Here is a 17,748-nt window from a genome sequence, read left to right on the forward strand (position 1 = left end):
GGGCTAGAGATACCCCTCCCGCCGAGGGGATGGCCGCTTCCGGCCGTGCTCTGCGGGCTCCGGCGCGGGTTCGGGGGGCGGCGCTCCCGCCGGCCCGCCGGTGACATTTCCATCCGTTTTTCCTGCCCAGCCGCCATAGCGGAGACTTGCGATGACCGGATCTGCCATGACCGATGCCGCCCGCCCGGCCCTTCTCCTCACCGGCTCCGTGATGGAGGAGGTCGTCGAGCGCCAGCTTTCCGGCCGCTTCACCCTCGTGCCGCTGGACGCCCTGAACGACAGCAATGCCGGCGCGGTCGAAGCCATCGCCACCCGCGGCAAGGTGAAGGTGGACGACGCGCTCATGGCGCGCCTGCCCAACCTGAAGATCGTCGGCAATTTCGGCGTCGGCTACGACACCGTGGATGCCGCGGCGGCGGCGAAGCGCGGCGTCATCGTCACCAACACGCCGGACGTGCTGAACGAGGAGGTGGCCGACCTCACCCTCGGCCTGCTGCTCGCCACCGTGCGGCAGATCCCCCAGGGCGACCGCTTCGTGCGCTCGGGACAGTGGACCAAGAGCGCCTTTCCCCTCGGCCCCACCCTGCGCGACCGCACCGTGGGCATCCTCGGCATGGGCCGCATCGGCAAGGCCATCGCCAAGCGGCTTGAGGCCTTCTCCGTGCCCGTCGTCTATCACAGCCGCCGTCCGCAGGCGGACGTGGCCTATCGCCATTATCCGGACCTCGTGGAGATGGCGCGGACGGTGGACGTGCTGGTGGCGATTCTTCCCGGCGGGCCGGCCACGCGCCACATCATCAATGCCGAGGTGCTGGCGGCGCTGGGCGCCAACGGTATCCTCATCAACGTGGCGCGCGGCACCGTGGTGGACGAGGCGGCGCTGCTCTCGGCGCTCCAGTCGAAGACCATCCTCGCCGCCGGCCTCGACGTGTTCGAGGACGAGCCCAACGTGCCGGAGGCCTTCTTCGCCCTCGACAACGTGGTGCTGCTGCCGCACGTGGGCTCCGCCACCCACTTCACCCGCGCCGCCATGGGACAATTGGTGGTGGACAACATCCTCTCCTTCTTCGACGGCAAGGGGCCGCTGACCCCCGTCGCCGAGACGCCCTGGCCGCGGGGCTGATCCACGGACGCCCCCCGGGCTGCGACGCGCCGGCCCTCGCGCCGGCGCGCGTACCTGATGATCCCCTGCCCGCGCGGTGCTAAACTCGCAACGCGACGCGGCGGGGCGACCGGGGCGCGGGTCGTCGTGGAGGGCAGCATGGCGCATCTGAACGATTTTCCGCGGATTCAAACGCGCCGCGGCGCGCTGTGCCGTGTGGTTGCTGCCCCGCTTCTTGCCGGCCTGATCGCCATCGCGCCTGCTTTCGCCCAGAAGGCCGATCCGGCCGCAAAGCCGCCGGCCTCCGCCACCGCTGCGCCGAAGCTCGATCCCGCCGTGCGTGAGGCGGCGGCCCGCATGGCCGCGCCGCTCCGGCTCTCCAGCGCCGACGGCGCACGCGGCTGCGCCTTCGCCCTGAAACCCGACGCCGCCGGCCCGGGCCTCGCGGTGGAGTTCGACCGGCCCGCCTGCGCCGACATCGGCTTTTCCGCGCAGGTCGTCGCCTGGCTGCCCGATCCCTCCGGCTCCATCCGCCTTCTCAATGCGCAGGGCCGCACCGTCGCCGAGTTCACCGAGGGCACCGAAGGCAGCTACGAGGCGCTGCGCGAAGGCGACGGTGTCTATTTCCTCGCCAACCCCGCCGTGGCCGAGGGCACCGAGCTGAAACCCGAGGAGGTGGTCGGCGACTGGGACCTCGCCCGACAGGCGGGAACGCCCGTGTGCCGGGTGACGCTCCTCGATTCGCCGGCCAAGAACGGCGGTTTCCGCCTGAGCATCGCTAGCGGCTGCGATGCGGCCCTGCTGCGCTTCGGCCCCACCGCGTGGGACATCGAGGGCGGCAACATCCTCGTGCGCGGCGAGGGCGGCGCCTCGGTCATCCGCTTCGCCCGGCAGGAAGACGGCGGCTGGGCCCGCACGCCGGAACGCGGACGCCCGCTGCTGATGACGCGCCCCTGACACTCGGGCATCGGCCCCGACCTCGCGCCGGGGCAGCCTCCGCGGTCGGCCCCGCGTCGGCCCGCGCGTGCTCCGAGTCACGCCCATGAGTCACCCGTGTGACGGGCCCTGTGATCGGAAAGCGTCACCTCGCCGGATCATAATACCATTTCCATCGCCTTTTTGAGGCGCCCGACCCCTTTCCCGGCACATCATTTTCCTGGCAGGAACGGGCCGCCGTACCGTTTCGGGACAGTGCGTTGCAACCATGCAACAGCAGAATCCAGCAACTGCAACGGTTTGCCTAAAGCGGATGCAATCGCTGCCTCAAATTTCGCATTGGACTTGAAGCCGCGACCTGATTTTTATCATTCCAGATCGCTGCGGGGAAAACCGTTATGAACAAGATTGCAGTCGTGGCCGCTTCCATGCTCCTGGCCGGAGCCGCTTCCGTGGGTGCCGCCGGCGCCGCGGACCTGAGCTCTCCCATGCCCGTGAAGGCCGCTCCGGCGCCTGAGACCCCCCTGTGGGACGTGGCGTTCGGCGTGAAGCTCGGCACCGACTACGTGTTCCGCGGCATCTCGCAGACCGACGGCAACCCCACCGTTCAGGGTTATGCCGAGCTGCGCCTGTTCGACTGGGTCTACGCCGGCATCTTCGCCTCGAACGTGGACTTCCCCCCGATCAACCAGTTCGGCGGCTTCACCGGCCTGACCGACGCCTCGGCTGAGATCGACCTGTACGGCGGCCTGCGCCACACCTGGGGCGCCTTCACCGCTGACGTCGGCTTCGTCTACTACTACTATCCCGGCGAGATCGCCGTGAACTCGCTCGGCGCGGGCATTCCGTCGGTCAACATCGACTACTGGGAAGTCTACTTCAAGCCGACCTACGTCTTCAACGACGTGTTCACCGTCGGCGCCAACCTCTACTACACCAACAGCTACGCGGGCTCCGGCTCCACCGGCACCTACCTGTCGGGCACTGCCAAGATCGACTTCACCAAGTGGAGCCCGGTCAAGGACGTGGGCTTCTACATCTCGGGTGAGCTCGGCTATCAGTGGCTCGGTCAGACCGACCTCGGCAACATCTTCGTCGCCAACTACGAGCTGCCCTCCTACACCACCTGGAACGTGGGCGCCGCCTTCACCTACAAGGCCGCCACCCTCGACCTGCGCTACTACGGCAGCACCCTCACCTCCAGCCCGTCCTACGTGTCCGGCGTCGGCTTCGCCTCCATGGGCACCTGCGGCGTGATCTCGGGCCTGAAGAACGTCTGCGGCGACCGCTACGTGGCCAGCCTCTCCTTCGACACATCCTTCCTCGCCCTTAAGTGAGGTCGGCCGGGTCGCCTGACCCGGGTCGAGACAGAAAAAGGCGTCGCGCTCTGCGCGACGCCTTTTTCTTTTGGCACAAGGGCTCAAGATGGGCTCTGCAGCCACACGCCGTCATGCCCCGGCGCGTCCGGGGCATCCACCGGCCCGCAAGGGCGGTGCCGGGTCTCGACGTGGCAGCCCGGCCGCGCCGTGGATCGCCCACACGAGGCGGGCGATGACGGTCCCGAATATCCTCCCGGCGCTCCCCTGCCCTCGCCGCCCCTACCGCCCCGGCAGCACCAGCACGGTGCGGGTCTTGGGCAGGGTCTCACGACTGAGCAGCACGAACGGCTCGGCGGAGCGCTGAACCGTCCATTCCTGCCCCAGCCGCGCGAGGAAGCGCTCCAGCCCGTACTGGCTGAAGTAGTGCATGGGGATGACCAGCGGCGCGTTGATGGATTTCAGCACCTCCACCATGCCTTCGAGATCGAGCGTGTAGGAGCCGTCCACCGGCGCGAGCACCACGTCGATGCGGCCCAGCGCCTCCAGGTGGTCCTTGGTCAGAAGGTGGTGCAGGTGGCCGAGATGGGCGATGCACACGCCCGCCACCTCGAACACGAACATGGAATTGCCGTCATATTCCGTCCCCGCCCCACGGCGGATGTTGGTGGGGACGTTGCGGATCCACACGTCCTCTACCGTCACCTCATGGTGCGCCGGCGCCCCGTCCCGCCCCCAGCCCTTCAGCACATATTCGATGCCGGGGTCGGGCGCGTCCGTGTAGTGGGTGTCGTGGGCATGGTTCATGGTGACGATGCGCGGCACCAGATTCGCCCGCACATAATCGTTGTAATCGGTGACGATGCTGACCCCGGCCGGGCTCTCGATGAGGAAGCTCGCATGGCCGATGAAGGTCAGGTGCACCGGCCCCGTGGCCTCCGCGAGCCGCAGCATGGCCGCATCCAGCGCCGCAAGCCGCACCTTGGGCCGCTCGGCCACCATGCGCGGGCACTTTTCCGGCTGCGCCAGCGCGGTCCCTGCCGACAGCGCCAGCACCCCGAAGGCAGACGCGGCGAGGAGCGCGCGCAGACTTCCCCTGCGGCAGTTGGCAGCCACGGCATTCGGCATTGCGGCGAAGGCAGGGGACGACATGGCGGCTCCCATCGGTCGCGCCCGCCCCGCTCCGCGGGCATGGGCGGCGGCGAGGGGTGCTCGGATGTTCCGGCGAAATGCGGATGACACGATTGTGCCGTGTTGCGCCGCCCGCGCAATGTCGTCGCACGTAACGCCAGCGTGAGCCGCCCTGCCAGCCCCGCGCCGGCCATGCGATCACCCCGCGCGACGCCCCCCATGGACCTTGCGCCCCGGATCGGCAATCGTGCGCCGCGGCGGCGACGGAGGCTGTTCGGGCCGCCCGGACGAAAGGGGAGGCTTCACAATGTCTTTCAACATGGTCATCGTTCAGCCGGCGGTCGCGCTGATTGCAGGCGTCCTGATCCTCGCCTTCCCGCGACTTCTGAACGTGCTGGTCGCCATTTACCTCATCATCGTGGGTGTCACCGGCCTCATGGGGCACTGATCCGCGACGGCTTCAGAAGGGGCCGCGCAGGAACGGCCGTCCGATTGCCCAGTTGATGCTTTGTGCGCTGCACGTTAAAGCATCCCGCCACTCTGCATAATCCCAAACGGGGCCAACCCACATGACGAAATGGGTCTACACCTTCGGCGACGGCAAGGCCGAGGGCAAAGCCGACATGAAGAACCTTCTCGGCGGCAAGGGCGCGAACCTCGCCGAGATGTCGAACCTCGGCCTGCCCGTCCCTCCCGGCTTCACCATCACCACCGAGGTGTGCACCTATTATTACGCCCATGGCCAGACCTATCCGGCCGAGCTGAAGGGCGAGGTGGAAGCCGCGCTCGCCCAGGTGGGCCAGCTCACCGGCAAGTCGTTCGGCGATGCGTCGAACCCGCTGCTCGTCTCGGTGCGCTCGGGCGCCCGCGCCTCCATGCCCGGCATGATGGACACGGTGCTGAACCTCGGCCTCAACGACGCCACCGTGGACGCGGTGGCCCGTCTCGCCGACCGGCGCTTCGCCTATGACAGCTACCGCCGCTTCATCACCATGTATTCCGACGTGGTGCTCGGCGTGGACCACCACCACTTCGAGGAGATCCTGGAGCACTACAAGCTCCAGCACGGCCACACCCTCGACACCGACCTGTCGGCGGACGACTGGGCGGCCCTGGTGGTGAAGTACAAGGCGAAGGTCGAGGCCGAGCTGGGCAAGCCCTTCCCGCAGGACCCGCACGAGCAGCTCTGGGGCGCCATCGGCGCCGTCTTCTCGTCCTGGATGAACGCCCGCGCCATCACCTACCGTCGCCTGCACTCGATTCCCGAGAGCTGGGGCACGGCGGTGAACGTGCAGTCCATGGTGTTCGGCAACATGGGCGAGACCTCGGCCACGGGCGTCGCCTTCACCCGCAATCCCTCCACCGGCGAGAACGCGCTCTATGGCGAGTTCCTGGTGAACGCCCAGGGCGAGGACGTGGTGGCGGGCATCCGCACCCCGCAGGACCTCACCGAGAAGGCCCGCAAGGCCGCCGGCTCCGACAAGCCCTCCATGGAAGTCGCCCTGCCCGACGCCTTCAAGGAGTTCGAGCGCATCTCGCATGTGCTCGAGAACCACTACCGTGACATGCAGGACCTCGAGTTCACGGTGGAGAAGGGCAAGCTCTGGATGCTCCAGACCCGCTCCGGCAAGCGCACCGCCAAGGCGGCCCTGCGCATCGCCGTGGAGCTGGCCGCGGAAGGGCTCATCACCGAGCAGGAGGCCGTCGGCCGGGTCGATCCCGCCGCGCTGGACCAGCTGCTGCACCCCGCCATCGACCCCAAGGCCGAGCGCAAGGTGATCGCCACGGGCCTCCCCGCCTCTCCGGGCGCGGCGGCTGGCGCCATCGTGTTCTCGGCGGATGAGGCCGAGGCGTGGAAGGAGCAGGGCCGCAAGGTCATCCTCGTCCGCGTCGAGACCTCGCCCGAAGACATCCACGGCATGCACGCCGCCCAGGGCATCCTCACCGCGCGTGGCGGCATGACCTCCCACGCGGCGGTGGTCGCGCGCGGCATGGGCAAGCCTTGCGTTTCCGGCGCCGGTGCGCTGCGCATCGACAATGCCGCCCAGACGCTGACCGTGAACGGCCAGACCTTCAAGAAGGGCGACCTCATCACCATCGACGGCGGCACCGGCCAGGTGCTGGCGGGCGAGGTGGCGATGCTCCAGCCGGAACTCTCCGGCGAATTCGCGACCCTGATGGGCTGGGCCGACAAGGTGCGCAAGCTCAAGGTCCGCGCCAATGCCGAGACCCCGGCGGACGCCCGCATGGCCCGTTCGTTCGGCGCCGAGGGCATCGGCCTGTCGCGCACCGAGCACATGTTCTTCGACGCCGGCCGCATCCTCGCCGTGCGCGAGATGATTCTCGCCGACGACGAGGCCGGCCGCCGTTCGGCGCTGGCCAAGCTCCTGCCCATGCAGCGCGACGACTTCGTCGAGCTGTTCGAGATCATGAAGGGCCTGCCGGTCACCATCCGCCTGCTCGACCCGCCGCTGCACGAGTTCCTCCCCCACACGGCGGAAGAGACGGCGGAGGTGGCGAAAAGCCTCGGCGTGGACATCGAGCGGGTGGAGCGGCGCTACAAGGAGCTGCACGAAGTGAACCCGATGCTCGGGTTCCGCGGCTGCCGCATCGCCATCGCCTTCCCCGAGATCGCAGAGATGCAGGCCCGCGCCATCTTCGAGGCGGCGGTCATCGCCGCCAAGTCGACCGGCGAGGCGGTGGTGCCCGAGGTGATGGTGCCCCTCATCGCCACCAAGGCCGAGTTCGACATCGTGGACAAGGTGATCCGCGACACCGCCAAGGCGGTGGAGCAGGAGACCGGCGCCACCCTCACCTTCCAGGTGGGCACCATGATCGAGCTGCCCCGCGCCGCGCTGCGGGCGGAGGAGATCGCCAAGGGCGCCGAATTCTTCTCCTTCGGCACCAACGACCTCACCCAGACCTGCTTCGGCGTGTCCCGCGACGACGCCGGTACCTTCCTCGGCCCCTATGTGCAGAAGGGCATTCTGGAGGTGGACCCCTTCGTCTCCATCGACGTGGACGGCGTAGGCGAGCTGGTGAAGATCGGCGTGGAGCGCGGCCGCAAGTCGCGTCCCGACATCAAGCTCGGCATCTGCGGCGAGCACGGCGGTGATCCGGCCTCGGTGGCCTTCTGCCACGAGGTGGGGCTCAACTACGTCTCCTGCTCGCCCTTCCGCGTGCCGATCGCCCGCCTCGCGGCGGCGCAGGCGGCGCTGAAGAAGTGAGCTTCCGGGGCGCCCCGCGATTAAGCCCGCGCGGCGCCTGAGCGTGCCCCTTGGCCTCGGTCGAAGACCGGGGCCGAAGGCAAGATCCTGAAAAGGCCGCCTCGGGGCGGCCTTTTTGCTGTCCATTCGCGAGCGTGGCCGGAACCGTTAGGCTGCTGTACCGTTTCCTCCGCGCCCCCACGCGAGCGGGGCGGTATATCGGAGGGACACCATGCAAGAGGCGCAAGTGGGCTGGATCGCCGCCATCATCATCGGCGGCTTTGCCGGGTGGTTCGCCTCCATGTTCATGAAGAGCGACACCGGCCTCTTCACCAACATCATCCTCGGCATCATCGGCGCCGCCATCGCCAGCTTCCTGTTCGGGCTGCTGGGCGTGGGCTTCGCCGGCTGGCTCGGCTATCTCGTCGCCGGCTTCGTGGGTGCCTGCATCCTCATTGCCGGCGCACGGGCGGTCAGAGGCTGACCGCCCGGCCCTGACCGGCGCTCACTGAACGAAGGTATTCACCAGCGTGCCGATGCCGGCGATCTCGATCTCGATGGTGTTGGTCGGCTCCTTCATGGTGCCGACCCCCACCGAGGTGCCGCAGGCGATCAGGTCGCCGGGGTTTAGGGTCATTTCCTTCGAGAGGAGCGACACCAGCAGCGCCGGCGGGAAGATCATGTCGGCGAGCGGGTAGTTCTGCCGCTCCTGACCGTTGAGGATGGTGCGCACGCGCGCCGCGGCGGGGTCGAAATCCGTCACGATCCAGGGGCCGAACGGGCCGTAGCCATCGATGCCCTTGGCCCGCGCCCACTGGGGGAAGGTCGGGTCGCGATTGAGGATGTCGGCGGCGGTGATGTCGTTGACCACCGTGTAGCCGAAGATGCCGGCCGCGGCTTCCGCCTCGGAAACGTTGGTCAGCGTCTTGCCGATGACGATGCCCAGCTCGCCCTCATAGACCGTCTTGCCCTCATAGGACGCCGGCCGGCGCACCACCGAGCCGGGCGCGGAGACGGAGGTGGTGGCCTTCAGCAGATAGAGCGGCTCGGCGGGCTCCGCCACCTTCAGCTTGGCCGCCAGCTCATGGAAGTTGTTCCACAGCGCGACGATCTTGGAGGGGGCGCAGGGCGCCTCCAGCGCCACGTCGGCGAGCTTCACGGTCGCGCCGGTCGCGGTCGCGCCCGCGAACATGCAGCCCTCGTGCACGGCGATGGTGTCGCCCTGAAGCGTACCGAAGCCGGTCTTTCCGTCGGCGGCGAAGCGCAGCCAGGTGGTCATGGGTGTTTCCTCTGGTGATTGTTTTAGAGCCTCTGGCTCACCGAGCCTGCCGTCATGGCCGGGCTTGTCCCGGCCATCCACGTGGCTCGGCCGGGAATTTTCCGCAGGTAAAGGCACAATCGGCCCGACGTGGATGCCCGGGACAAGCCCGGGCATGACGCCCGTTTGGGGGAACAGCGCCCCGCAAAGGAGCCGCAGCCGTCTCCCCTCAGCCCTTCAGCACCTCGACGAGGGTCTTGCCGAGACGCGCCGGCGAGGGAGACACGCGGATGCCCGCTGCCTCCATGGCCGCGATCTTGTCCTCGGCGCCGCCCTTGCCGCCGGAGATGATAGCGCCGGCATGGCCCATGCGACGGCCGGGAGGGGCCGTGCGGCCGGCGATGAAGCCCACCATCGGCTTCTTGCGGCCTTGTCGAGCCTCATCGGCGATGAACTGGGCGGCATCCTCCTCGGCCGAGCCGCCGATCTCGCCGATCATGACGATCGATTGGGTCTTGGGGTCGGCGAGGAACATCTCCAGCACGTCGATGAACTCCGTGCCCTTCACCGGGTCGCCGCCGATGCCCACCGCCGAGGTCTGGCCGAGGCCTTCCTGGGTGGTCTGGAACACGGCCTCATAGGTCAGCGTGCCGGAGCGCGAGACCACGCCCACGGACCCCGTCTTGAAGATGTTGGCGGGCATGATGCCGATCTTGGCCTGCCCTGCCGTCACGATGCCGGGGCAGTTCGGACCCACAAGGCGGCTCTTGGAGCCGGAGAGCGCCCGCTTCACCTTCACCATGTCCAAAACCGGGATGCCCTCGGTGATGCAGACGATGAGCGGGATTTCCGCGTCGATGGCCTCAAGAATGGCATCGGCCGCGCCGGCCGGCGGCACGTAGATCACCGAGGCGTCGGCGCCGGTGGCTTCCTTCGCCTCGATCACGGTGTCGAACACCGGAAGGCCGAGATGCACCGAGCCGCCCTTTCCGGGGGAGGTGCCACCGACCATCTTGGTGCCGTACATGATGGCCTGCTCGGCGTGGAACGTGCCGTTCTTTCCGGTGAAGCCCTGGGTGATGACCCGGGTGTTGGCATCGATCAGCACGGACATCACGCAGCTTCCTTCTTCACGGCCGCGACGATCTTCTGCGCCGCATCGTCCAGATCATCGGCGGGGATCACGTTGAGCCCCGATTCCCGGATGATCTTCTTGCCCTCGTCCACGTTCGTGCCGGCGAGGCGCACCACCAGCGGCACCTTCAGGCCGACCTGCCGCACGGCGGCGATGACGCCCTCGGCGATCACGTCGCAGCGCATGATGCCGCCGAAGATGTTCACGAGGATGCCCTCGACATTCGGATCGGCGGTGATGATCTTGAAGGCCGCCGTCACCTTCTCCTTGGTGGCGCCGCCGCCCACGTCGAGGAAGTTGGCGGGCTCGCGGCCATAGAGCTTGATGATGTCCATGGTGGCCATGGCAAGGCCCGCGCCATTGACCATGCAGCCGATGGTGCCATCGAGCGCGATATAGGAGAGGTCGTAGCGCGAGGCCTCGATCTCCTTGAAATCCTCTTCGCTCTCGTCGCGCAGCTGGGCCACGTCCGAGTGGCGGAACAGCGCGTTGGAATCAAAGCCCACCTTGGCGTCGAGGCAGACGAGGCGCGCGTCCTTCGTCACCACCAGCGGGTTGATTTCCAGAAGGCTCATGTCCTTCTCGGTGAAGGCCTCGTAGAGGTTGGCGGTGAGCGCGCCGGCCTGCTTGGCGAGATCGCCGGTGAGGCCGAGGGCCTGCGCCACCTTGCGGCCGTGCAGGGGCTGCACGCCGGTGGCCGGGTCCACGGAGAAGGTATGGATCTTCTCAGGGGTGGAATGCGCCACCTCCTCGATGTCCATGCCGCCTTCGGTGGAGACCACGAAGGCGACGCGCGAGGTCACGCGGTCCACCAGCATGGAAAGATAGAATTCCTTGTCGATGAGCGCGCCTTCCTCGATGTAAAGGCGGTTCACCTGCTTGCCGTCCGCGCCGGTCTGCAGCGTCACGAGCGTATTGCCGAGCGTCTCGGCAGCATTCGCCTTGACGTCGGCGGCGGTCTTCACCACGCGGACGCCACCCTTGGCGCCCTCGGGAAGCTCCTTGAACTTGCCCTTGCCACGCCCACCGGCGTGAATTTGCGCCTTCACCACGAAGGCGATGCCGCCGAGCTTGCCGGCCGCGGCCTCGGCCTCTTCGGGGGTGAAGGCGGGAAAGCCGCGGGAGACCGGTACGCCGAAATCGCGGAGGATGGCCTTGGCCTGGTATTCGTGAATGTTCATCGGGGTTTCCTCCCTCGTCGAGGGCCGCGTTTGCCGCGGCTCAAGGTGCGCTTTGGCTGCCCATTGCGACGAAAGTCGCAGTCTGCACCCAATCGCGCGCACGCTCCAGTGCGACACGACGCCAGTGGGGGCGTGAGGCCAGTGGGGGCGCGAGGCGTGACGCACTCGGCGAGGTGAATTTTGCGGACCGTCCTTGCGGACGAAAGATCGCCTCTCCCCTCAGGGGCGGCGCGGGAGCCGGCGGCCGGAGCGCTCAGCGCATCGGGCAAGGCCGGAAGGAGGGCGTTACGGGCCGCCGTATCGAAAAGCCCTCCCCCGCGTGCGGGAGAGGGAATGGGCTGCTGCGCAGACCTTCTGCGCTGGCCCCCGGCTCGGCGCTCAAGCTGCGCTTTCGCTGGGCCGGGGAACGGATGCGATCAGACCACGCGACCTTCGTGCATGGACTTGATCTGCTCGGGGGAATAGCCGAGCTCCGCCAGCACCTCGTCGGTGTGCTCGCCGAGCAGCGGGGAGCCGGTGACTTCCACGCTCATGTCGGAGAACTTGATCGGGCTGCCGACGGTCAGATACTTGCCGCGCTGCTTGTGATCGACTTCCACGATGGTGCCGCTCTCGCGCAGGGACTTGTCCTCGGCGATCTCCTTCATGGTGAGCACCGGGGCGCAGGGGATGTCGAACTTGCGCAGGATGTCGACCGCCTCGAACTTAGTCTTGTCGGCGAGCCACGCCTCGATCACCGCGAAGATGTCGAAGATCTTGTCCTGGCGCGCGCGGGCGGTGTTGTAGGCCGGATCGTTGATCCACTCGGGCTTGCCGATGGCTTCCGCCACCTTGCCCCAGGCCTGTTCCTGCACGGTGAAGTAGATGTAGGCGTTGGGATCGGTCTCCCAGCCCTTGCACTTCAGCACCCAGCCGGGCTGGCCGCCGCCGCCCGCGTTGCCGCCGCGCGGAACCACGTCCGAGAACGTGCCGTGCGGGTACTGCGGGTATTCCTCGAGGTAGCCCACGCGGTCGAGACGCTGCTGGTCGCGCAGCTTCACGCGGCAGAGGTTGATGACCGCATCCTGCATGGACACGGCGACCTTCTGGCCCTTGCCGGTCTTGTTGCGGGCGTGCAGCGCGGTGAGGATGCCGATGGCGAGGTGCATGCCGGTGTTCGAGTCACCGAGCGCCGCCGCGGACACGGTGGGGGGCCGTCCCAGAAGCCGGTGGTGGAGGCCGCGCCGCCGGCGCACTGCGCCACGTTCTCGTAGACCTTCAGGTCTTCGTAGTGGTGACCGTCGGAGAAGCCCTTCACCGAGGCGACGATCATGCCCGGGTTCAGCTCGTTGATGTGCTCCCAGGTGAAGCCCATGCGGTCGAGCGCGCCGGGGGCGAAGTTCTCGACGAGGACGTCGCTCTCCTTGATGAGCTTCGTCAGCACTTCCTTGCCTTCCTGGGTCTTGGTGTCCAGGGTCAGGGAGCGCTTGTTGGAGTTCAGCATGGTGAAGTACAGCGCGTCGGCATTGGAGATGTCGCGCAGCTGGTTGCGGGTCACGTCGCCCGAGCCGGGACGCTCCACCTTGATGACGTCCGCGCCGAACCAGGCGAGGAGCTGCGTGCAGGCGGGGCCGGCCTGAACGTGCGTGAAGTCGATGATCTTGATGCCTTCCAACGGCTTGCTGGTCATTTGCGTTCCCTTTTCAAAAACTGGTCTTCGACAGCGGGACGGCGTCACGCGAGGCATCCGCAGTCCCGAAACCTTCCGGCGTCACGGCACGGGGCCGCCGCCGGCTTCACCCGCCGGTTTGCCCGGTCTCTCATGCTTGGGATGCCGCCTTCATCTGCGTCTCGGCGTCCGCGAGGCGCTTGCGAAGGTCGCGCTCCTCCTTCCATCGCGCCGTCTCGTCCCGGATGACCGAGACGATGTGCGTGGGCACGCCCGCCTCGGACACGAGGAGGGCGACGGTGAAGGCGATGGACAAGGCGTGGCCGTCCTTGTGGATGGCCGGCACGCGCAAGAGCGTCGTCCCGTAGCGGGTGACGCCGGTGCGCATGGTCTCGTGATAGCCGTCCCAGTGCCGCTGGCGCTGGCGCTCGGGAATGATGATGTCGAGCGACTGCCCCCTGGCTTCGTCGGGCGTGAAGCCGAACATGCGCTCGGCAGCCGGATTCCAGAGCGCGATGTTTCCGGCCTTGTCGCAGACCACGATCGCATCGGCGACGGCATCCATGAGCTGAGCGAGATCGACGGCCGTACTCATCGCGTCTTCCTTTCGAACCTTTCACCTCCCGCCGTCGCCGGCGATGGGGCGGCCCCCTGAAGGACCGCCGCCCCGAGGCGTATGCTGCTATTCCGCCGCCATGCGGCGGGGGGTGCCGATGGCGCCGGAGGCGCGCAGGGCATCGATGCGGTCGGGGGCGAGGCCAAGCACGCCGGCGAGCACCTCTTCGGTGTGCTCCCCGAGCAGCGGCGAGCGCTCCACCTCGACCTGGTTGTCCGAGAGCTTGATGGGGTTGCCGACGGTCAGGTAGGTGCCGCGCATCGGGTGCTCCACCTCCACCAGCGTGCCGGTGGCGTAGAGCGACTGGTCCTCGGCGATCTCCTTCATGGAGAGGATGGGACCGCAGGGGATGTCGTACTTGTTGAGGATCTCCATGGCCTCGAACTTGGTGTGGGCCATGGTCCACGCTTCGATGCGCGTGAAGATCTCGTTGAGGTGCGGCAGGCGCGCGGCCGGCGTCGCGTAGTTCGGGTCGGTCTTCCACTCGGGTTCGTGGATGACGTCGCAGATCTTCTCCCAGACCGGGGCCTGGGTGATGAAATAGATGTAGGCGTTGGGATCGTGCTCCCAGCCCTTGCAGCGCAGGATGCGCCCGGGCTGGCCGCCGCCGGAATCGTTGCCGGCGCGGGGCACGCTGTCGCCGAACGGGATGCCCTCGCCGAACTGGCTGTATTCCTTGAGCGGGCCGTTGGCGAGGCGCTGCTGGTCGCGCAGCTTCACCCGGCAGAGGTTCAGCACCGCGTCCTGCATGGCGCACAGGACGCGCTGGCCGCGGCCGGTGTGCTCGCGCTGGAACAGCGCGGTGACGATGCCGAGCGCGAGGTGGAGGCCGGTGCCCGAGTCGCCGATCTGCGCGGCGCTGACCATGGGCAGGCTGTCGCGGAAGCCGGTGGTGGAGGCGGCGCCGCCCGCGCACTGGGCGACGTTCTCATACACCTTGCAATCCTCGAACGGGCCGGGGCCGAAGCCCTTCACGGAGGCGAGGATGAGGCGCGGATTGATGGTGGAGAGGCGCTCCCAGGTGAGGCCCATGCGGTCGAGCGCGCCGGGCGCGAAATTCTCGACCAGCACGTCGCACTGGCGCACCAATTGCTCGAGGACGGCCTTGCCCTCGGGGTTCTTGGTGTCGAGGGTGATCGACCTCTTGTTCGAGTTGAGCATGGTGAAATAGAGGCTGTCGGCGCCGTCCACGTCGCGGAGCTGGCCGCGCGTCACGTCGCCTTCGCCGGGACGCTCCACCTTGATGACGTCCGCGCCGAACCAGGCGAGCAGCTGCGTGCAGCTCGGTCCGGACTGAACGTGGGTGAAGTCCAGGATGCGGACCCCCTCTAGTGCCTTGCCCATCGTATCCTCACAATTCCGCTCTGTTTTCGTTCCCGGTTTTACTTTTATTATTTTGGTGTCGTCGGGTTGGGTGGCGGGACCTGAGGCCCCGCCGACCAGCCTTGCATCATGAGTGGCACCGGCTCATGCGCCGGGCGCCGCTCACTTCTTCTTCTTGACCACGCTCTGCGGGTTCAGCGAGCCGATGTTGCCGCTCTCGGAGCCGGCAGCCGGATCGATTTCCGCATTGATGAGGGTGGGCTTGCCCGAGTCCATGGCGGCGCTGACCGCGCGATAGAGCTCGTCGGGGGACGTGACGTTCACGCCCACGCCGCCGAAAGCTTCCATCATCTTGTCGTAGCGCGCGCCGGGGACGAACACCGTGGTGCCGGGATCACGCCCGGTGGGATCGGTGTCGGTGCCGCGGTAGATGCCGTTGTTGTTGAAGATCACGATGGTGACCGGCAGGTTGTAGCGGCAGATGGTCTCCACCTCCATGCCGGAGAAGCCGAAGGCGCTGTCGCCTTCCACCGCGAGAACCTTCTTGCCGCTCTCCACCGCCGCCGCGATGGCGAAGCCCATGCCGATGCCCATCACGCCCCAGGTGCCGACATCGAGGCGCTTGCGCGGCTCGTACATGTCGATGATGCCGCGGGCGAGGTCGAGGGTGTTGGCGCCCTCGTTCACCAGCAGCGCGTCGGGACGCTCCTTGATGACGTTCTTCAGCGCGCCGAGGGCCGAGTGGAAGTCCATGGGCACCGAGTTCTTCAGAAGCTTCGGCGCCATCTTGGCGATGTTTGCTTCCTTCTTGGTGCGGATGGTCTCGGTCCACTGGGCCGGGGGAACCTTCCAGCTGCCGTCGAGGCGGGCGTTGAGCGCGGCGATCACCGAGCCGATGTCACCGACGAGGGGAGCCGCGATCTCGACGTTGGAGTCCATCTCCTTGGGCTCGATGTCCACCTGGATGAACTTCTTCGGGGCATCGCCCCAGGTCTTGCCCTTGCCGTGGGAGAGCAGCCAGTTGAGGCGGGCGCCCACGAGCAGCACCACGTCGGCATCCTTGAGCGCGGTGGAGCGCGCAGCGCCCGCCGACTGGGGATGGGTGTCGGGCAGCAGGCCCTTGGCCATGGACATGGGCAGGAAGGGAATGCCGCTCTTCTCGATGAAGGTGCGGATCTCGTCGTCGGCCTGCGCGTAGGCCGCGCCCTTGCCGAGGATGACGAGGGGACGCTCGGCGCCCTTGAGCAGCTCCATGGCGCGGTCCACCGCGGCCGGGGCCGGGATCTGCGCCGGGGCGGGATCGATCACCTTGACGAGGGACTTGGCGCCGGCCTCGGCATCCATCACCTGGCCGAAGAGCTTGGCCGGCAGGTCGAGATAGACGCCGCCGGGACGGCCCGACACCGCCGCGCGGATAGCGCGGGCGACGCCGATGCCGATGTCCGCCGCGTGCAGCACGCGGAAGGCGGCCTTGCACAGGGGCTTGGCGATGGCGAGCTGGTCCATCTCCTCATAGTCGCCCTGCTGGAGGTCGACGATCTCGCGCTCGGAGGAGCCGGAGATGAGGATCATCGGGAAGCAGTTGGTGGTGGCGTTCGCCAGCGCCGTCAGGCCGTTGAGGAAGCCGGGGGCCGACACGGTGAGGCAGATGCCGGGCTTCTTGGTGAGGAAGCCCGCAATCGCCGCCGCGTTGCCGGCATTCTGCTCGTGACGGAAGGAAATGACACGGATGCCCTCGGCCTGGCACATGCGGCCGAGATCGGTGATCGGGATGCCGGGCACGCCGTAGATCGTCTCGATGCCGTTCAGCTTCAGGGCATCGATGACGAGGTGGAAGCCGTCGGTGAGCTCACGCTCGGCCTCGGCGGCCGGGTCGATGTGCACCACGTTGTCTTCGATCTTGGACTTTTCCGCCGTAGCCATGAGGATCTCCTAGGGCGTCGTTCCGTGGCCTGTGACCGGCCTATTCGGGGAAGACGCCGTGCCGTTCCACATGAGCCGCAAGGCCCATGGTGTGTTCCCGCACCAGGCGCTCGGCGAGATCTGGGTCTCTTGTCTCGAGCGCATCGATGATCGCCATGTGTTCCCGCATGGAGATTTCGTGCCGGTTCTCCTGCCGCACCGAGACTGCGCGGATGGCGCGCATGTGCAGGAACAGGTTCTCCGTCATGTCCACGATCAGCCGGCACCCGCCCATGCGGATCACGGCCTGATGGAAGGCGATGTTCGCCTCCGAATACTCGTTCATGTGGCTGGCGAGGGGCTGCGCCTCGAACTCGTGGAACAGCCGGCGCAGGCCCGCAATCTCGCTGTCGGAGGCGTGGGTCGCGGCCAGGCGCGCCGCCATCGCCTCCAGCGCCGCCCAGACCACGATGAGGTCGAGGATCTCGCGCTTGGTCTTGCGCACCACGAAGATGCCGCGGCGCGGAACGGAGCGCACGAAGCCCTCCTGCTCCAGAACGGTCATGGCTTCGCGGATCGGGGTCCGCGAGACGCCCAGCGTCTCGGAGAGCTGGCGCTCGTCGAGACGGAATTCGGTGGTCGAGCCGTAGATGTCCATCTGCGTGATGGCGCGCTTCAGGGCTTCGTAGGCCAGCATGCGCAGGCTGGACGCGGCCTCCAGAGGCTCGACCTTGAGCTTCGGAGGATCAACGACCTCAAGCGCGGGCGTCTGATGCACGGGCGTCTGCACGACCTGGACTTCCTCTCCCTGGAAGCGGCCGCCTTCTGTCGAGGCGTTCCTCATCCGTGAAATACTGTATACGGTGTTCATTGCGCCATATCAATCCCGTCCGCCGGGAATTCGATTGCGCGTCGCAGCACGACCCAGGGTCAACGGCCCGGAAAAGCGATGCGGGCGGAGGCTGTTGTGCCATCGGCCTCGGTCTTTGTCCGA

14 protein-coding genes and 1 pseudogene are annotated in these 17,748 nt (G+C 67.5%); 6 read left to right on the forward strand and 9 right to left on the reverse strand.

Features of this window, described 5'->3' with window-relative positions; genetic code table 11:
• The first annotated feature begins 151 nt into the window (after positions 1-151).
• The 3 genes from A37E_RS0103010 (at position 152) to A37E_RS0103020 (ending at position 3,375) form a co-directional block, all read left to right on the forward strand.
• Complete coding sequence (locus A37E_RS0103010) at positions 152-1,123, forward strand: 2-hydroxyacid dehydrogenase (RefSeq protein WP_197022920.1); 972 nt, start codon at positions 152-154, stop codon at positions 1,121-1,123.
• 138 nt (positions 1,124-1,261) lie between these two features.
• Entirely contained in the window at positions 1,262-2,059 is a 798-nt protein-coding gene (locus tag A37E_RS0103015) for a protease inhibitor Inh/omp19 family protein (RefSeq protein ID WP_051678745.1), read from the forward strand.
• A gap of 377 nt (positions 2,060-2,436) precedes the next feature.
• Positions 2,437-3,375, forward strand: a complete 939-nt coding sequence (locus A37E_RS0103020; RefSeq protein ID WP_029555264.1) for a TorF family putative porin — start codon at positions 2,437-2,439, stop codon at positions 3,373-3,375.
• Between the two features lie 261 nt (positions 3,376-3,636).
• On the opposite strand, the gene A37E_RS0103025 is transcribed toward A37E_RS0103020, so the two are convergent.
• On the reverse strand, positions 3,637-4,506 hold the full coding sequence (locus A37E_RS0103025) for an MBL fold metallo-hydrolase (RefSeq protein WP_197022921.1): 870 nt from the start codon (positions 4,504-4,506) through the stop codon (positions 3,637-3,639).
• A gap of 286 nt (positions 4,507-4,792) precedes the next feature.
• On the opposite strand from A37E_RS0103025, the gene A37E_RS26295 reads away from it, so the two are divergent.
• From A37E_RS26295 to A37E_RS0103040, 3 genes are all read left to right on the forward strand, one after another.
• Entirely contained in the window at positions 4,793-4,933 is a 141-nt protein-coding gene (locus tag A37E_RS26295) for a DUF3096 domain-containing protein (RefSeq protein ID WP_081762717.1), read from the forward strand.
• Positions 4,934-5,054: 121 nt separating this feature from the next.
• Positions 5,055-7,712 carry a pyruvate, phosphate dikinase gene (gene ppdK / locus A37E_RS0103035; protein ID WP_029555266.1) on the forward strand — a complete coding sequence of 886 codons (2,658 nt, stop codon included), beginning with the start codon at positions 5,055-5,057 and terminating at the stop codon, positions 7,710-7,712.
• Between the two features lie 211 nt (positions 7,713-7,923).
• On the forward strand, positions 7,924-8,175 hold the full coding sequence (locus A37E_RS0103040; RefSeq protein WP_024280333.1) for a GlsB/YeaQ/YmgE family stress response membrane protein: 252 nt from the start codon (positions 7,924-7,926) through the stop codon (positions 8,173-8,175).
• 21 nt (positions 8,176-8,196) lie between these two features.
• Here the strand turns inward: A37E_RS0103040 and A37E_RS0103045 are convergent, their stop codons facing one another.
• From A37E_RS0103045 to A37E_RS0103080, 8 genes and pseudogenes are all read right to left on the reverse strand, one after another.
• A complete protein-coding gene (locus A37E_RS0103045) occupies positions 8,197-8,970 on the reverse strand; it encodes a fumarylacetoacetate hydrolase family protein (RefSeq protein WP_029555267.1) in 774 nt (257 codons plus the stop codon).
• 208 nt (positions 8,971-9,178) lie between these two features.
• Positions 9,179-10,063: a succinate--CoA ligase subunit alpha gene (gene sucD / locus A37E_RS0103050; RefSeq protein WP_029555268.1), complete on the reverse strand. Its 885-nt coding sequence runs from the start codon at positions 10,061-10,063 to the stop codon at positions 9,179-9,181.
• Entirely contained in the window at positions 10,063-11,265 is a 1,203-nt protein-coding gene (sucC, locus tag A37E_RS0103055; RefSeq protein WP_029555269.1) for an ADP-forming succinate--CoA ligase subunit beta, read from the reverse strand. Before sucC ends, sucD begins: the two co-directional genes overlap by 1 nt.
• 416 nt (positions 11,266-11,681) lie before the next feature.
• Positions 11,682-12,934: pseudogene (gene frc, locus A37E_RS25120) on the reverse strand (formyl-CoA transferase).
• Between the two features lie 130 nt (positions 12,935-13,064).
• A complete protein-coding gene (locus A37E_RS0103065; RefSeq protein ID WP_029555270.1) occupies positions 13,065-13,508 on the reverse strand; it encodes a PAS domain S-box protein in 444 nt (147 codons plus the stop codon).
• 87 nt (positions 13,509-13,595) lie between these two features.
• Positions 13,596-14,873 carry a formyl-CoA transferase gene (gene frc, locus A37E_RS0103070; RefSeq protein WP_029555271.1) on the reverse strand — a complete coding sequence of 426 codons (1,278 nt, stop codon included), beginning with the start codon at positions 14,871-14,873 and terminating at the stop codon, positions 13,596-13,598.
• Positions 14,874-15,014: 141 nt separating this feature from the next.
• A complete protein-coding gene (oxc, locus tag A37E_RS0103075) occupies positions 15,015-16,775 on the reverse strand; it encodes an oxalyl-CoA decarboxylase (protein ID WP_051678746.1) in 1,761 nt (586 codons plus the stop codon).
• A 40-nt stretch (positions 16,776-16,815) separates the two neighbouring features.
• On the reverse strand, positions 16,816-17,451 hold the full coding sequence (locus A37E_RS0103080) for a GntR family transcriptional regulator (protein WP_051679355.1): 636 nt from the start codon (positions 17,449-17,451) through the stop codon (positions 16,816-16,818).
• Positions 17,452-17,748: the final 297 nt, after the last annotated feature.

This window comes from Xanthobacter sp. 91, assembly GCF_000702385.1.
GTDB lineage: Bacteria > Pseudomonadota > Alphaproteobacteria > Rhizobiales > Xanthobacteraceae > Xanthobacter > Xanthobacter aminoxidans.

Coding starts and splice junctions, on each gene's coding strand:
- A37E_RS0103010 (WP_197022920.1), top strand. CDS start 152: ATGACCGGATCTGCCATGACCGATGCCGCCCGCCCGGCCCTTCTCCTC.
- A37E_RS0103015 (WP_051678745.1), top strand. CDS start 1,262: ATGGCGCATCTGAACGATTTTCCGCGGATTCAAACGCGCCGCGGCGCG.
- A37E_RS0103020 (WP_029555264.1), top strand. CDS start 2,437: ATGAACAAGATTGCAGTCGTGGCCGCTTCCATGCTCCTGGCCGGAGCC.
- A37E_RS0103025 (WP_197022921.1), bottom strand. CDS start 4,506: ATGTCGTCCCCTGCCTTCGCCGCAATGCCGAATGCCGTGGCTGCCAAC.
- A37E_RS26295 (WP_081762717.1), top strand. CDS start 4,793: ATGTCTTTCAACATGGTCATCGTTCAGCCGGCGGTCGCGCTGATTGCA.
- ppdK (WP_029555266.1), top strand. CDS start 5,055: ATGACGAAATGGGTCTACACCTTCGGCGACGGCAAGGCCGAGGGCAAA.
- A37E_RS0103040 (WP_024280333.1), top strand. CDS start 7,924: ATGCAAGAGGCGCAAGTGGGCTGGATCGCCGCCATCATCATCGGCGGC.
- A37E_RS0103045 (WP_029555267.1), bottom strand. CDS start 8,970: ATGACCACCTGGCTGCGCTTCGCCGCCGACGGAAAGACCGGCTTCGGT.
- sucD (WP_029555268.1), bottom strand. CDS start 10,063: ATGTCCGTGCTGATCGATGCCAACACCCGGGTCATCACCCAGGGCTTC.
- sucC (WP_029555269.1), bottom strand. CDS start 11,265: ATGAACATTCACGAATACCAGGCCAAGGCCATCCTCCGCGATTTCGGC.
- A37E_RS0103065 (WP_029555270.1), bottom strand. CDS start 13,508: ATGAGTACGGCCGTCGATCTCGCTCAGCTCATGGATGCCGTCGCCGAT.
- frc (WP_029555271.1), bottom strand. CDS start 14,873: ATGGGCAAGGCACTAGAGGGGGTCCGCATCCTGGACTTCACCCACGTT.
- oxc (WP_051678746.1), bottom strand. CDS start 16,775: ATGGCTACGGCGGAAAAGTCCAAGATCGAAGACAACGTGGTGCACATC.
- A37E_RS0103080 (WP_051679355.1), bottom strand. CDS start 17,451: ATGCTGGCCTACGAAGCCCTGAAGCGCGCCATCACGCAGATGGACATC.